Below are 13,470 nucleotides of genomic sequence, written 5' to 3' on the forward strand. Positions count from 1 at the left end.
GTCCGCCCGCCCCGGACGCGTCGCCCCCCGCGCGCTTGGCGGCCGAACCCCGCGCCCCGTCGCTTCCTCACGCACACCCGCAGGAGACCTGCAAGGAGCCCCCATGCACGAATCCGACGCCGACGGTGTCGGCGCCCGCCAGTCCCCCCCGGTCGGGGCGCCCGCCACGGGCGGGCCGCTCGCCGGGCTGCGCGTCCTCGATCTCGCCACCCTCTTCGCCGGGCCGCTCGCCGCGACGATGCTCGGCGACTTCGGCGCCGATGTGATCAAGGTCGAGCATCCTCGCAGACCCGACCCTTCACGGGGCCACGGACCCGGGAAGGACGGCGTCGGGCTGTGGTGGAAGCTGCTCGGCCGCAACAAGCGGACCATCACGCTCGACCTGTCGACGTCCGGCGGGCGCGAGACCTTTCTGAGGCTCGCCCCCACCGCGGACGTCGTGATCGAGAACTTCCGCCCCGGCACGCTGGAACGGTGGCGGTTGGGCTGGGAGGAACTGAGCGCCGCCAACCCGCGGCTGGTGCTGGCCAGGGTCACCGGCTTCGGTCAGTTCGGCCCGTACTGCCACCGGCCCGGCTTCGGCACCCTCGCCGAGGCCATGAGCGGGTTCGCCGCGATCACCGGCGAGCCGGACGGCCCGCCCACACTGCCGCCCTTCGGCCTCGCCGACTCCATCGCGGCCCTCGCCACCTCCTACGCCGTCATGACCGCGCTCACCGCGCGAGCCTCCACCGGCCGCGGCCAGGTCGTCGACATGGCCATCATCGAGCCCATCCTCACCGTGCTCGGGCCGCAGCCCATCTGGTACGACCAGCTCGGCTACGTCCAGCCGCGCACCGGCAACCGGTCCCGCAACAACGCCCCGCGCAACACCTACCGGGCGGCCGACGGCTCCTGGCTCGCCGTCTCCACCTCCGCGCAGTCCGTGGCCGAACGCGTGATGCGGCTCGTCGGCCGTCCGGAGCTGGTCTCCGAGCCGTGGTTCTCCTCGGGCAGCGGACGGGCCGAGCACGCCGACGTGCTCGACGAGGCGGTGGGCGCCTGGATCGCCCGCCACACCCGGGACGAGGTCATCGCCGCCTTCGACAAGGCCGAGGCCGCGGTCGCCCCCGTCTACGACGTGCGGGACGTCATGGAGGACCCCCAGTACCGGGCGCTGGACAGCGTCACCGAGGTGCCCGATCCGGAACTAGGCCCGATCCGGATGCAGAACATCCTCTTCCGGCTCTCCGAGACCCCCGGTGGCATCCGCTGGGCCGGCCGGCCGCACGGCGCGGACACCGACACCGTCCTGGGCGAACTCGGGCTCACCCCGGGCCGGATCGCCGCTCTCCGCGGCGAGGGCGCGCTATGACCCCGCTGACCTGGCTGTACGTCCCCGGGGACCGCCCCGAGGTGGTTCAGAAGGCGCTCTCCACAGGCGCCGACATCGTGATCGTCGACCTCGAGGACGCCGTCGCGCCGCACCGCAAGGCCTACGCGCTCGCGGCCACCGTCGAACTGCTCTCCTCCCCCCAGCCCGTGCCGGTCCACGTCCGCATCCACGCGGAACGCGACATCGCCCCCCTGGCCCCGCTGCCGGGCCTGGCGGCACTGCGCATCCCCAAGGTGACGCACGCCTCCGACATCCGGGTCCCGGCGAAGCTGGCCCCCGGGAAGGGGCTCTACGCGCTGCTGGAGTCCGCCGGCGGCGTGGAGCACGCCTACGCCATCGCAACCGCCGACCCCGCGGTGCGCGGTATCGCGCTCGGTGAGGCGGATCTCCGGGCGGACCTGGGCGTGCGGAACGACACCGGACTGGACTGGCCGCGCAGCCGCGTCGTCGTCGCCGCCCGCGCGGCGGGGCTGCCGCCACCGACCCAGTCGGTGTTCCCCGACATCCGCGACCTGGACGGGCTGGCGGCCTCCTGCGCCCACGGGCGTTCCCTGGGCTTCCTCGGCCGGGCCGCCATCCACCCCCGGCAGCTCCCGGTGATCGAGCGCGCCTATCTGCCCGGCCCCGAGGAGGTCGAGGCGGCCGAGGAGATCGTCAAGGCGGCGACGACGGACGCGGGCGCCCTGGCCCTCCCCGACGGCCGCTTCGTGGACGCGGCGGTCGTCGCCGCCGCCCACCGCACGCTCTCCCTCGCCGGCCGCGAAGGCGTCTGAACGGAGGGGCACCGGGCGCCCCGCGAACGCCGCAGGGCCGCCCGGCCGGTGACGGCGGGGCGGCCCTGCGGGAGCGGCGTGCGTGTCCGGGCCTCGGGTCCGGTCAGGGCCTGGGGCCCGGTACGGTCAGCCTCTGTTCGCGGACCCCGAGTCCGCCGGATCGCCCTCGGCGTCCTCCGCCTGCGGCCGGGCCCCGGAGCCGGAGGATCCGGAGGCGGAGGACCCGGAAGCGGAGGACCCGGAAGCGGAGGACCCGGAAGCGGAGGACCCGGAAGCGGAGGACCCGGAGGCGGAGTCCTCCTTGTCCTGCGGCACCGCCGCGGGCTCGACGATCTCCTCGCGGCCCGGGCGGAGCCGGGCGGAGAGCGCGATGTAGACCACGGCCAGGACGAAGACCAGGATCGCGGTCCAGACGTTCAGCCGGAGGCCGAGGATGTGGTGGGCCTCGTCGACGCGCATGTACTCGATCCACGCCCGGCCGGCGCAGTACGCCGCGACATAGAGCGCGAAGGCCCGCCCGTGGCCGAGCCGGAAGCGGCGGTCGGCCCAGATCACCAGCAGCGCCACGCCGACGCACCACAGCGACTCGTAGAGGAACGTGGGGTGGTAGAGGCCGGCCTCCCGGTTCACGCCCTCGCTGATCTCGAGCGCCCACGGGAGATCGGTCGGCTTCCCGTACAGCTCCTGGTTGAACCAGTTGCCCCAACGGCCGATCGCCTGGGCGAACGCGATGCCCGGAGCGATGGCGTCGGCGTACGCGGGCAACGGGATGCCCCGGCGGCGGCAGCCGATCCACGCACCGACCGCGCCGAACGCGATGGCGCCCCAGATGCCGAGGCCGCCCTCCCATATCTTGAACGCGTCGACCCAGTTCTCACCCTCGCCGAAGTAGAGCTGGTAGTCGGTGATCACGTGGTACAGACGGCCGCCGACGAGGCCGAAGGGGACGGCCCACACGGCGATGTCGGCCACCGTGCCGGCTTTGCCGCCGCGGGCGATCCAGCGCTTGTTGCCGTACCAGACGGCCACGAAGACACCGATGATGATGCAGAAGGCGTAGCCGCGCAGCGGAAGCGGTCCGAGGTGGACGACACCCGTGGACGGGCTGGGAATGTAGGCAAGGTCCATGGCAGGTCCGACGCTACCCTGCCGGGCCCCGGGCACGGCAAGCGACGGCGCAACGTCTGCATAACGAGCCCTGTGACCGGCGGGGCCACGCCCCCGCCCGGTGCCGGTGCGGCACGCCCACGGAGGACACGCGCACCAGCGGCGGGCGCACGGGCGGCGGGCGCACGAGCACGCGGACACGCGCCCCGGCGGACCCGCCGGTGGGTGTCCCCCGGCCGTGCCGCGGGCCGCCCCACCGGGAGCGCCGGCCCGTCAGGAGGCCGCGGGGCTCGGCTGCGCCGAGCCCGGCTTCTCGCCCTTGTTGGCCTCGGTGACCCACTTGCGCAGGTTCTCGGGGCTGATCTGCTCGTTCCCCTTCCGCGGGAACACGGACTCGCCGTTGAGCAGCACCGTCGGGGTGCCCCGGAAGTTCTTCTCCTGGAACGCCTGACCCGACTTGTCCACCCAGCCGTCGTGCCTGCCGGACTCCACGCACTCCGTGAACGCCGGGGTGACCAGACCCGGCACCTTGCCCGCCAGCTCGATCAGCCGCTCATTGTCCCCGAAGGCGTCCTCGGTCTCCGGCGGCTGGTTCTGGTAGAGCACGTCGTGGTACTCGACGAACTTCCCGGCGTCCTGCGCGCACGCGGCGGCGTTCGCCGAGCGGTGCGATCCGTCGCCGCCCATGCCGCCGTCGATGATCGTCGCGAGGTGGTACTCGACCCTGAGCTGCCCCGAGGCGGTCAGCTCGTGGATGGTGTCCCTCATCACGTTCTCGAACTGGGCGCAGGCCGGGCAGCGGAAGTCCTCCCAGACCGTGAGCGTGGACGGCGCGTCGTCGGCGCCCGCCGGGAGGGCGAGCGCGTCCTCGCCCTGGGCGCCGCTCGGGGCGACCACCGGGCCGTCGGCGGCCGAGCCCTCGTCCTTGCCCCCGCCGCCCGCCGCGATCACGCCGACGACCGCGGCCAGGCCCAGCACGCCGACCACGGCCGCGGACACGATCAACAGGCGCCGTCGCTTCTCGCGGGCCTTCTGCAGCTCGCGATCGCGCATGAGCCGCTCGCGCGCGGCCCGCCTTCCGTCTTGGTTGTTCTCGCTCACGCCCACAGCAACGAACCGGGGAGGCGCCCATGCGCCTCCCCGGTCCCATGTCCACCCGTACGGGTGAGCCGGTCCGATCAGATCACTCGCCCCGTGACCGGACGGTCCCCGCCCTCAGCGCTTGCGGACGCCCTCCGCGAGCTCGGCCGCCAGCGCCCGCACCGCGGCGAGCCCGGCCGACCGGTCCTCGGCGTCGAGCAGTCGCTTGACGAAGGCCGAACCGACGATCACCCCGTCGGCGAAGCCCGCGACCTCGGCGGCCTGCTCGGCGTCGGAGACGCCAAGCCCGACGCACACGGGCATGGCGGTGGTGGCCCGGGTGCGTCCCACCAGGTCCTCGGCCTGGGCGCCGACGGACTCACGGGTGCCGGTGACGCCCATCAGCGAGGCCGCGTAGACGAAGCCCGAGCCCGCGGCAGTGATCTCGGCGAGCCGCTCGTCCCTGCTGCTGGGCGCGACGACGAACACCGTGGCGAGCCCGTGCTTCTCGGCGTGCTCGCGCCACACCGCGGACTCCTGGACGGGCAGGTCCGGCAGGATGCAGCCCGCCCCGCCCGCCTCGGCGAGCTCGGCGGTGAAGCGCTCGACGCCGTACCGGTCGACGGGGTTCCAGTACGTCATCACGAGCACCGGCTTGCCCGTGGCCGTGTGGGCCTCGCGGACCGTGCGCATCACGTCGGCGATCCTGACGCCGCCGCGCAGGGCGATGTCGTCGGCGGTCTGGATGACCGGTCCGTCGAGCACGGGGTCGCTGTGCGGCAGGCCCACCTCCACGACGTCGGCGCCGCCGTCGAAGACCGCCTTGATCGCCTCGATGCCGCCGTCCACCGTGGGGAAGCCGGCCGGAAGGTAGGCGACGAGGGCGGCCCGGTCCTCGGACTTCGCACGCGCCAGGGTGTCGCTCAGCAGTCGGATGTTCCCGGTCACTTGGCGTCCCCCTCGATCTCCGCGACCTCGCCGGTGGCGTCCGCCTCGACGACTGCGTCCGTGCCCGCGCCGCCGTCCGCGTCGTACAGCCCGAAATAGCGGGCGGCGGTGTCCATGTCCTTGTCGCCCCGGCCGGACAGGTTGACCAGGACCAGTCCGTCCTCGCCGAGTTCCCTGCCGAGTTCGAGGGCGCCGGCCAGCGCGTGCGCGGACTCGATGGCCGGGATGATGCCCTCGGTGCGGGAGAGCAGCCGCAGCGCCCGCATGGCGGCGTCGTCGGTCACCGCCCGGTACTCGCCGCGTCCGCTGTCCTTGAGGTACGAGTGCTCCGGGCCGATACCCGGGTAGTCCAGACCGGCCGAGATCGAGTACGGCTCGGTGATCTGGCCCTCGTCGTCCTGGAGGACGTAGCTGCGGGAGCCGTGCAGGACGCCGGGCTCCCCCGCGGTCAGGGTGGCCGCGTGCTCGCCGGACTCGACCCCGTGGCCCGCGGGCTCGCACCCCACCAGCCGCACCCCCTCGTCCGGGATGAAGGCGTGGAACAGGCCGATGGCGTTGGAGCCGCCGCCGACACAGGCCACGGCGGCGTCCGGGAGACGGCCGGCGCGCTCCAGGATCTGGCGCCGGGCCTCGACGCCGATCACCCGGTGGAAGTCGCGGACCATCGCCGGGAACGGGTGCGGGCCCGCGACCGTGCCGAACAGGTAGTGCGTGTGGTCGACGTTGGCGACCCAGTCGCGGAACGCCTCGTTGATGGCGTCCTTCAGGGTGCGGCTGCCGGACTTCACCGGCACGACCTCGGCGCCGAGCATGCGCATGCGGGCGACGTTCAGCGCCTGGCGCTCGGTGTCGATCTCGCCCATGTAGATCGTGCAGTCGAGGCCGAAGAGGGCGCACGCGGTGGCTGTGGCCACACCGTGCTGGCCGGCGCCGGTCTCGGCGATGACACGGGTCTTGCCCATGCGCCGGGTGAGCAGCGCCTGCCCCAGCACGTTGTTGATCTTGTGCGAACCGGTGTGGTTGAGGTCCTCGCGCTTGAGGAAGACCCGCGCGCCGCCCGCGTGCTCGGCGAAGCGGGGCACCTCGGTCAGGGCGCTGGGCCGGCCCGTGTAGTGGACGAGCAGGTCGTCGAGTTCGGCGGCGAAGGCCGGGTCGGACTTGGCCTTGTCGTACTCGACGGCCACCTCGTCGACCGCGGCGACGAGCGCCTCGGGAATGAACTTGCCGCCGAAGTCGCCGAAGTAGCCGGCGGCGTTGGGCACCTGGCCCTCGGGGTCGGGAACGAAGTATTGACTGGGCATGCCAGAACTCCTCGTGTGCGTGTGAGCCGAAGAGGAATGAGTGATGACGAGTGGTGCTGAGCGTGTCGCTCAGCGACGCCATCGCATGCCGTTGACCTGGCCGGGCTCGTCCCCGATGACGTACCTGACCCGTCGTCCGTGCACCCGGCGGGCCGGGGCGCGGCAGCCGCGAGGACGGCAGCCGCGCGCCAGTGGGGCGTGCGGTGGGCGGGCGCCCACGGCCGCCCGGCCGGGCCGGGGAACCCCCGGCCCGGTGGCGGTGCGCGCGCGACGGACGACGGCGGTCACGGGGCGGGTCAGTCCCTCCCCTGCCGCAGGGCCGGGTGGGCGCCCGCGGCGACCAGATCGGCCACGGCGGCCTTCGGGTCCCGACCGGTGACCAGCGACTCCCCGACCAGCACCGCGTCGGCGCCGGCGTTGGCGTACGCGATCAGGTCGTGCGGGCCGCGAATGCCGGACTCGGCGACCTTGACGATCCCCGCGGGGACCTCGGGAACGACCCGCTCGAACGTGGAACGGTCGACCTTGAGGGTCCTGAGGTCGCGAGCGTTGACACCGATGATCTTGGCTCCGGCGTCCACGGCCCGCTCGACCTCGTCCTCGTCGTGGACCTCGACGAGCGGTGTGAGCCCGATCGACTCGGCGCGCTCGATCAAGGAGACCAGGGCCTCCTGGTCGAGGGCGGCGACGATCAGCAGGGCCAGGTCGGCGCCGTACGCCCGGGCCTCCCACAGCTGGTAGGACGTGACGATGAAGTCCTTGCGGAGGACGGGGACGTCCACCCGGGCCCGCACGGCTTCCAGGTCCTCGAGCGAGCCGCCGAAGCGGCGCTGCTCGGTGAGGACGGAGATGACGGCCGCGCCACCCGCCTCGTAGTCGGCGGCCAGGCCGGCGGGGTCGGCGATCGCGGCGAGCGCGCCCTTGGAAGGGCTGGAGCGCTTCACCTCGCAGATGACCTTCACGCCGTCACCGCGCAGTGCGGCGACGCCGTCCTTGGCCTGGGGCGCCTTGGCGGCACGCTCCTTGAGCTCGTCGAGGCTGACCCGCGCCTGCCGCTCTGCGAGGTCGGCGCGCACGCCTTCGATGATCTCGTCGAGCACACTCACGCGAGCGGCCCCCTTCCGGGATGTTGATGATGGATCACTGTCGGCAATCCCGATGGTATCCGGATGCGGGCGATGGCTCCGCATCCGGTTGACGTCCCGTCCCACTACCTGGGATTTCTTCCGGGATCAGGGGATGAGCCCCGAGCCGAACGGCAGGTTCCGGACAACCGTGAAAACGGCGAGGAGCGCGCCGAGACCCCACCACCAGACGGGCCGCAGAGCGATTCGCACCGGTTTCGCCCTGACCGCGCGGACCAACCACACGACCCAGAACACGGCGAAGACCAGGTATCCGGCGACGGCGACGGCGTTGGCACCGAAGGCCGTGCCCAGGTCGCCGTGGACGAACGCATGGGCGCTGCGAAGCCCGCCGCAGCCCGGGCAGTAGATCCCGGTGAACCGCAGCAGCGGGCAGACCGGGTAGTGGCCCGGCTCGTTCGGGTCGACGGCGCTCACATAGGCGAAGGCCACGGCGACGACGGCCATCGCGGCCAGTGGCGCCGCGAGGCGGCGGCGCAGCGGCGGCGGCGCGGCGGGTGCGGGCGGGGGACCCTGGTGGTGGTGCCAGGGCACGGACGCGGGTCCGGGGCCCGGCACGGCGGCGGGGGACGGTCCCGCTTCGGCGGACGGCCCCGGTACGGGGGCGGGGGTGGCGGCAGGCGTGGCTTCCACCCCGTGATTGTCCCCGGTCGTACGCGGAGGCGCAGCCCGGGCTCGCCGGGCCGCGCCTCCGCGGGGGATCTCCGCCGTCAGGAGGCGGTCGCCTCGGCCGCCACCGGCTGCGCGGCCGGGGTACGGGCCGGGACGGGCACGGCCGCCTCCTTCTGCCCGAGGCCGGCGGCCTTCATCGCGACGCCGACGACACCGCCGAGGACGACGACGCCCATGCCGGCCCAGAACCCGAGCGGGTTTGCGGCCACCATGAAGACTCCGGCGATGCTGAAGCCGATGAAGGAGATGGTGACACCGGTCCAGGCGGCCGGGGTGTGTCCGTGGCTGCTGCCCGCCATGAAGTGCTCCTCGTTGGTGTTGCGCTGGGGGTGGGTCGGATGCTCCGTGCCCCATTGTCCCGTACCGGTGGGGCTGCCGGGACGTGGGGGTCGTCACTGATCGCGGAGGGACGCCTCACCTGTCGCCGGTGGGGTCCTCGCCTCGGTCCAGGGCCTTCCACAGTTCCTCGGGGCGGTCCGGGTCGGCGGCCGGGCGGGACCCGCGCGGGGCGCCGCCCTCGCGCTCGTAGCGCCCCGACATGGCGGGCCACGAGGAGCCGTACCGCAGGGCGAGCAGCCCGGCGGCCAGGATCAGCAGCCCGGCGACGGCGGTGACGTGCGGCCAGGCCGTGTGGGTGAGTCCGTCGACGGCGGCGGCCGTGTCGCCGGTGGTCCGCCGGGCCTTCTCGTCGAGCGCGGCGCTGTCGGAGGCACCGAGGAAGGCGGCGGCCGCGGCCCCGGCCCCGCTCAGCGCGAGCAGCACGGAGACGATCACACGGCCCGCCCGGCGGACCGCGAAGACGGCGACGAGGGCGGCGAGGCCGACGACGGCGAGCGCCGCGGGGAGCCCGGTGACGTCACGGCCGTCGGCCCCGAGCGGCACGCTGCCGGCTCCGACGGCGGCCGTGCCCTCGGCCCAGGTCTGCCCGGAGGCGAGCAGCACCACGGCGGCGCCGACGGCGCCGAGGAAGAGGGCCGCGGCCAGGCTGCGCCGGCCGCTCGTGGCGGACGCGGCGGCCCCCGCCGTCCGCTCGGTCTCTCCGCTGGAGTGGGGTACGGGTACAGCAGTCACGTCCCCCACTATCCCTTACGCGTCCCGCCGCCGTTCAGCCGGTTCGCGGTGTGCACGGCTCGCAGCACCGCGGCCGCCTTGTTGCGGCACTCGGTGTCCTCGGCGACCGGGTCCGAGTCCGCGACGATCCCCGCCCCGGCCTGCACATGGGCGGTGCCGTCGCGGAGCAGAGCGGTACGGATCGCGATCGCCGTGTCGGAGTCGCCGGCGAAGTCGAGGTAGCCGACGGCGCCGCCGTACAGCCCGCGCCGCGACGGCTCCAACTCCTCGATGATCTGCATCGCGCGGGGCTTGGGGGCGCCGGAGAGCGTGCCCGCGGGGAAGCAGGCGGTGAGCACGTCGAAGGCGGTGCGGTTCTCGGCGACCCGGCCCGTCACCGTCGACACGATGTGCATGACGTGCGAGTACCGCTCGATCGACATGAAGTCGACGACCTCGACGGAGCCCGGCTCGCAGACCCGGCCCAGGTCGTTGCGGCCGAGGTCGACGAGCATGAGGTGCTCGGCCCGCTCCTTGGGGTCGGCCAGCAGTTCGTCGGCGAGCGCCTGGTCCTCCTGCGGGGTCGCGCCCCGCGGGCGGGTGCCGGCGATCGGGTGCACCATGGCGCGCCCGTCCTCGACCTTGACCAGCGCCTCCGGGCTGGAGCCGACGACGTCGAACCCGCCCTCCTCGTGGGGGAAGCGCAGCAGGTACATGTACGGACTGGGGTTGGTCGCCCGGAGCACCCGGTAGACGTCGAGGGCGCTCGCCTCGCAAGGGGTCTCGAACCGCTGCGACGGCACGACCTGGAAGGCCTCGCCCGCGCGGATGCGTTCCTTGATGTCCTCGACGGCGGCCCGGAACTCCTCACCGCTCCACATGGGCCCGGTGTACGGGGGCAGTTCGGAGGCGGGGAGCGCGCGGGGGCGGCTCTCGACGGGCCGGGCCAGGTCGGCCTCCATGGCGTCGAGCCGGGCGACGGCGTCCGCGTACGCCTCGTCGACGCCGGTGTCGAGGTCGTTGTGGTTGATCGCGTTGGCGATCAGCAGCACGGAGCCGTCCCAGTGGTCGAGCACGGCGAGGTCGGAGGTGAGCAGCATGGTCAGCTCGGGGAGCCGCAGGTCGTCCCCGCCGTGCTCGCCGATCCGCTCCAGCCTGCGCACGATGTCGTAGCCGAGGTAGCCGACCATGCCGCCGGTGAAGGGCGGCATGCCCTCGTCGAGGTCCTGCCGGGGGGTGTGGAGGGTCTCGACGGTCGCGCGGAGGGCCTTCAGCGGGTCGCCGTCCGTGGGGACGCCCACGGGCGGTGTGCCGAGCCAGTGCGCCCGGCCGTCGCGGACGGTGAGGGTCGCGGCGGACCGTACGCCGACGAAGGAGTACCGGGACCAGGAGCGACCCCCCTCGGCGGACTCGAGGAGGAAGGTGCCGGGACGCTCGCCGGCGAGCTTGCGGTAGAGGCCGACCGGGGTGTCGCCGTCCGCGAGGAGGCGCCGGCTCACGGGGATGACGCGGCGGTCGGCCGCCAGCTTGCGGAACGTCTCGAGATCCATGACGTACGACCCTACTGGCCCAGTGCGAGCACGTCGGCGTCGAAGCAGGTGCGGTCTCCGGTGTGACAGGCGGCCCCGATCTGGTCGACCTTCACGAGGACGGTGTCGGCGTCGCAGTCGAGGGCGACGGCCTTCACGTGCTGGACGTGGCCGGAGGTGTCGCCCTTGACCCAGTACTCCCGGCGGCTGCGGGACCAGTAGGTGGCACGCCCCGTGGTGAGGGTGCGGTGCAGTGCCTCGTCGTCCATCCAGCCGAGCATCAGCACCTCACCGGTGTCGTACTGCTGGGCGATGGCCGGGACCAGGCCGTCGGCGCTGCGCTTGAGACGGGCGGCGATGGCGGGGTCGAGTGCGCTGGGGGTGCTGGTCATGCCGCCATTGTGCCGCGCCGGCGGGGGCGTGACGGGCCTGCGTCCACTGGGCGGACGTGGCGCGCCGGTCGTAGGCTGGCGGCCATGTCGACCCATGCGAAGCGTGAACGACTTCTGCTCGCCGATCTGCTGGAGGCGGCCGGCCCGGACGCACCGACGCTGTGCGAGGGGTGGAACACCCGGGACCTCGCGGCCCACGTCGTGGTGCGCGAGCGGCGGCCGGAGGCCGCGGGGATCGTGCTGGGACCCCTCAGGAGCAGGCTGGACCGGGTGCAGGCCGAGTACGCGGCGAGGCCGTACGAGGAACTGATCCGGCTGATCCGCACCGGCCCGCCGAGGATGTCGCCGTTCGCGATCAAGCCGGTGGACGAGGCGTCGAACACGGTCGAGTTCTATGTGCACGCCGAGGACGTGCGGCGGGCGCAGGCCGACTGGACGCCGCGGGAGCTGGACCCGGTGTTCGCCGACGCGCTCTGGTCCCGGCTGGAGAAGTCGGCCCGGCTGCTGGGCCGCAAGGCGCCGGTGGGGCTGGTGCTTCGGCGCCCCAACGGGCAGACGGCGGTGGCGCACCGCGGTGCTCCGGTGGTGACCGTGACCGGTGAACCCGGCGAGCTGACCATGTACGCCTTCGGCCGGCAGGACGCGGCGCACGTGGAGGTCGAGGGCGACAAGGAGGCGGTCGACCGGGTCGGCAGGACGCAGCTGGGGATGGGCTGACTCCGGCCCGGGCGGCCGTCGAACCGCGAGGCCGTCGGGGCGCCAAGGCCGCCGGGGCGGGGCGGCGGTCGAGCAGTCAGGGCGGGGCGGGTCCGGCCGTCGGCGGCGGGCCGGGCCGCGGTTCCCGTCGTCCCGGGGCGCCGCTCGCGGCCTCAGCCGCCTCCGGGGGCGGGGTGTCCGGGGGCGAGCGCCTCGGCGATCCCGTTCGCGACCGTCTGTGCCGCGTTGCCCTCCGGGGTGTCCTCGCCCCTGGTCGTCGCGACGGCGATCGCGAGCCGTTCGGCGGGGAGGTATGCCTGGACGGCCGCGTACCCGGAGAAGGACGGGTTCGTCAGGATCCAGCCGTTCATGACGAGCACCCCGAGCCCGAAGTGCTCGGCGGCGGTGTTCTTCAGGCACACGGTGGCGGGGCAGGTCTTCGTCCCGCCGCCGAGTCCGACCGTGCCCGGGTCGAGTTGGGTCCGGAAAGCGGCGGGTGACAGCAGTTCGCCCGTCGCGACCGCCTCCGCCGAGCGGGCCAGGTCGCAGATGTGGGTGGTGAGGACCGCCCCCGGCGCGGTGGTCCAGGAGGGGTTCCAGAAAGTGGACTCCTCGTAGGGGCCCCGCTCCTCGGTGAAGGCGTGCAGCACCGGCGGCTGGATCTCGGGGGTGGCCTCGTTGCGTGTGTCGGCCAGGCCGAGCGGGTCCATGACGCGCTGCCGCAGCAGTTCGTCGAGCGGTGTGCCGCTGATCTTCTCCAGGGCGGCGCCGAGCAGCACGAAGTTGGCGTGCGAGTAGCTCCAGCCGGTGCCCGGCTCGTACCAGAGGGGGTGGGCGGCCGGGTAGGCGACCAGTTCCTCCGGCGTCCAGTGCCGGAACGGCGCCGCCTCCAGAGCGGCGAGGAACTCGGGGTCGGTGACGTAGTCGCGGAGGCCCGAGGTGGAGGCGCCGAGCATGCGCAGGGTGATCCGGTCGGCGTGCGGGGCGTCGGGGAGCCAGCGGGACAGGGGGTCGTCGAGCCCCGCCTTCTTCTCGTCCACCAGCTGGAGCAGGACGATGCCCATGTGGACGATGGCGACCGAACCCGCGCGGAAGTGCATGTCGGGCCGGGCGGGTACGCCCGTCATCGACTCGCCGAGGGCGGTCGTGATGACCTCCTCGCCGTCCCTGGCGACGCGCACCAGCACCGAGTTGAGGTGCTGCTCGGCCTTGACCCGCTGGGCGATGTTCAGCGCCTCCCGCGCCTCCCCGCCCCTGGGCGGCAGCGAGGCGACGCAGGGCCGCGCGGTGCCGGCGGCCCGCTCGGGGGCGGCGGCCGTGGCGGGGCTCGCCGCGACGAGCGTCCCCGCGAGAAGCAGCAGCACCGGACGGGTCGGCCTCATAACGGCACTATGCGCGCGAA

Annotated in this window: 15 protein-coding genes; 3 read left to right on the forward strand and 12 right to left on the reverse strand. The window is 73.7% G+C overall.

Annotated features, from left to right (window positions below):
• Window positions 1-103 precede the first annotated feature (103 nt).
• Together AB0J10_RS29930 and AB0J10_RS29935 are read left to right on the forward strand one after the other, a co-directional pair.
• A complete protein-coding gene (locus AB0J10_RS29930) occupies window positions 104-1,354 on the forward strand; it encodes a CoA transferase (protein WP_363065912.1) in 1,251 nt (416 codons plus the stop codon).
• Window positions 1,351-2,148 carry a CoA ester lyase gene (locus AB0J10_RS29935; RefSeq protein WP_363065914.1) on the forward strand — a complete coding sequence of 266 codons (798 nt, stop codon included), beginning with the start codon at window positions 1,351-1,353 and terminating at the stop codon, window positions 2,146-2,148. The genes AB0J10_RS29930 and AB0J10_RS29935 overlap by 4 nt, the downstream gene beginning before the upstream one ends.
• A gap of 126 nt (window positions 2,149-2,274) precedes the next feature.
• Here AB0J10_RS29935 and lgt read toward each other — a convergent pair whose 3' ends face one another.
• From lgt to hisI, 11 genes are all read right to left on the reverse strand, one after another.
• Entirely contained in the window at window positions 2,275-3,276 is a 1,002-nt protein-coding gene (gene lgt, locus AB0J10_RS29940) for a prolipoprotein diacylglyceryl transferase (RefSeq protein WP_363065916.1), read from the reverse strand.
• 252 nt (window positions 3,277-3,528) lie between these two features.
• Window positions 3,529-4,356: a thioredoxin domain-containing protein gene (locus AB0J10_RS29945; protein ID WP_363065918.1), complete on the reverse strand. Its 828-nt coding sequence runs from the start codon at window positions 4,354-4,356 to the stop codon at window positions 3,529-3,531.
• A 114-nt stretch (window positions 4,357-4,470) separates the two neighbouring features.
• Window positions 4,471-5,283, reverse strand: a complete 813-nt coding sequence (gene trpA, locus AB0J10_RS29950) for a tryptophan synthase subunit alpha (RefSeq protein WP_363065920.1) — start codon at window positions 5,281-5,283, stop codon at window positions 4,471-4,473.
• Window positions 5,280-6,584 (reverse strand): tryptophan synthase subunit beta, encoded by a 1,305-nt coding sequence (gene trpB, locus AB0J10_RS29955; protein ID WP_363065922.1) that lies wholly within the window; start codon window positions 6,582-6,584, stop codon window positions 5,280-5,282. The genes trpA and trpB overlap by 4 nt, the downstream gene beginning before the upstream one ends.
• Window positions 6,585-6,653: 69 nt before the next feature.
• Window positions 6,654-6,872 (reverse strand): tryptophan synthase subunit(beta), encoded by a 219-nt coding sequence (locus tag AB0J10_RS29960; protein WP_363065924.1) that lies wholly within the window; start codon window positions 6,870-6,872, stop codon window positions 6,654-6,656.
• Between the two features lie 8 nt (window positions 6,873-6,880).
• The gene (trpC, locus tag AB0J10_RS29965) at window positions 6,881-7,690 is read right to left on the reverse strand and encodes an indole-3-glycerol phosphate synthase TrpC (RefSeq protein ID WP_363065925.1); all 810 of its coding nucleotides are present in this window, start codon (window positions 7,688-7,690) and stop codon (window positions 6,881-6,883) included.
• Window positions 7,691-7,816: 126 nt separating this feature from the next.
• Window positions 7,817-8,362, reverse strand: a complete 546-nt coding sequence (locus AB0J10_RS29970) for a DUF2752 domain-containing protein (protein WP_363065927.1) — start codon at window positions 8,360-8,362, stop codon at window positions 7,817-7,819.
• Window positions 8,363-8,439: 77 nt separating this feature from the next.
• Entirely contained in the window at window positions 8,440-8,700 is a 261-nt protein-coding gene (locus tag AB0J10_RS29975) for an HGxxPAAW family protein (protein WP_138055879.1), read from the reverse strand.
• Window positions 8,701-8,815: 115 nt separating this feature from the next.
• Window positions 8,816-9,472, reverse strand: a complete 657-nt coding sequence (locus tag AB0J10_RS29980; protein ID WP_363065929.1) for a TIGR02234 family membrane protein — start codon at window positions 9,470-9,472, stop codon at window positions 8,816-8,818.
• 8 nt (window positions 9,473-9,480) lie between these two features.
• Window positions 9,481-11,001, reverse strand: a complete 1,521-nt coding sequence (locus AB0J10_RS29985) for an anthranilate synthase component I (protein WP_363065931.1) — start codon at window positions 10,999-11,001, stop codon at window positions 9,481-9,483.
• Window positions 11,002-11,012: 11 nt separating this feature from the next.
• Window positions 11,013-11,372, reverse strand: coding sequence for a phosphoribosyl-AMP cyclohydrolase (gene hisI / locus AB0J10_RS29990; protein ID WP_269730965.1), 360 nt, complete (start codon window positions 11,370-11,372; stop codon window positions 11,013-11,015).
• 84 nt (window positions 11,373-11,456) lie between these two features.
• On the opposite strand from hisI, the gene AB0J10_RS29995 reads away from it, so the two are divergent.
• Window positions 11,457-12,089 carry a TIGR03085 family metal-binding protein gene (locus tag AB0J10_RS29995; RefSeq protein ID WP_269730964.1) on the forward strand — a complete coding sequence of 211 codons (633 nt, stop codon included), beginning with the start codon at window positions 11,457-11,459 and terminating at the stop codon, window positions 12,087-12,089.
• 152 nt (window positions 12,090-12,241) lie between these two features.
• Here the strand turns inward: AB0J10_RS29995 and AB0J10_RS30000 are convergent, their stop codons facing one another.
• Window positions 12,242-13,450: a serine hydrolase domain-containing protein gene (locus AB0J10_RS30000; RefSeq protein ID WP_363065934.1), complete on the reverse strand. Its 1,209-nt coding sequence runs from the start codon at window positions 13,448-13,450 to the stop codon at window positions 12,242-12,244.
• Window positions 13,451-13,470: the final 20 nt, after the last annotated feature.

This window comes from Streptomyces sp. NPDC049887 (assembly GCF_040656535.1).
Lineage (GTDB): Bacteria > Actinomycetota > Actinomycetes > Streptomycetales > Streptomycetaceae > Streptomyces.

Coding starts and splice junctions, on each gene's coding strand:
- AB0J10_RS29930 (WP_363065912.1), top strand. CDS start 104: ATGCACGAATCCGACGCCGACGGTGTCGGCGCCCGCCAGTCCCCCCCG.
- AB0J10_RS29935 (WP_363065914.1), top strand. CDS start 1,351: ATGACCCCGCTGACCTGGCTGTACGTCCCCGGGGACCGCCCCGAGGTG.
- lgt (WP_363065916.1), bottom strand. CDS start 3,276: ATGGACCTTGCCTACATTCCCAGCCCGTCCACGGGTGTCGTCCACCTC.
- trpB (WP_363065922.1), bottom strand. CDS start 6,584: ATGCCCAGTCAATACTTCGTTCCCGACCCCGAGGGCCAGGTGCCCAAC.
- AB0J10_RS29975 (WP_138055879.1), bottom strand. CDS start 8,700: ATGGCGGGCAGCAGCCACGGACACACCCCGGCCGCCTGGACCGGTGTC.
- AB0J10_RS29985 (WP_363065931.1), bottom strand. CDS start 11,001: ATGGATCTCGAGACGTTCCGCAAGCTGGCGGCCGACCGCCGCGTCATC.
- hisI (WP_269730965.1), bottom strand. CDS start 11,372: ATGACCAGCACCCCCAGCGCACTCGACCCCGCCATCGCCGCCCGTCTC.
- AB0J10_RS29995 (WP_269730964.1), top strand. CDS start 11,457: ATGTCGACCCATGCGAAGCGTGAACGACTTCTGCTCGCCGATCTGCTG.
- AB0J10_RS30000 (WP_363065934.1), bottom strand. CDS start 13,450: ATGAGGCCGACCCGTCCGGTGCTGCTGCTTCTCGCGGGGACGCTCGTC.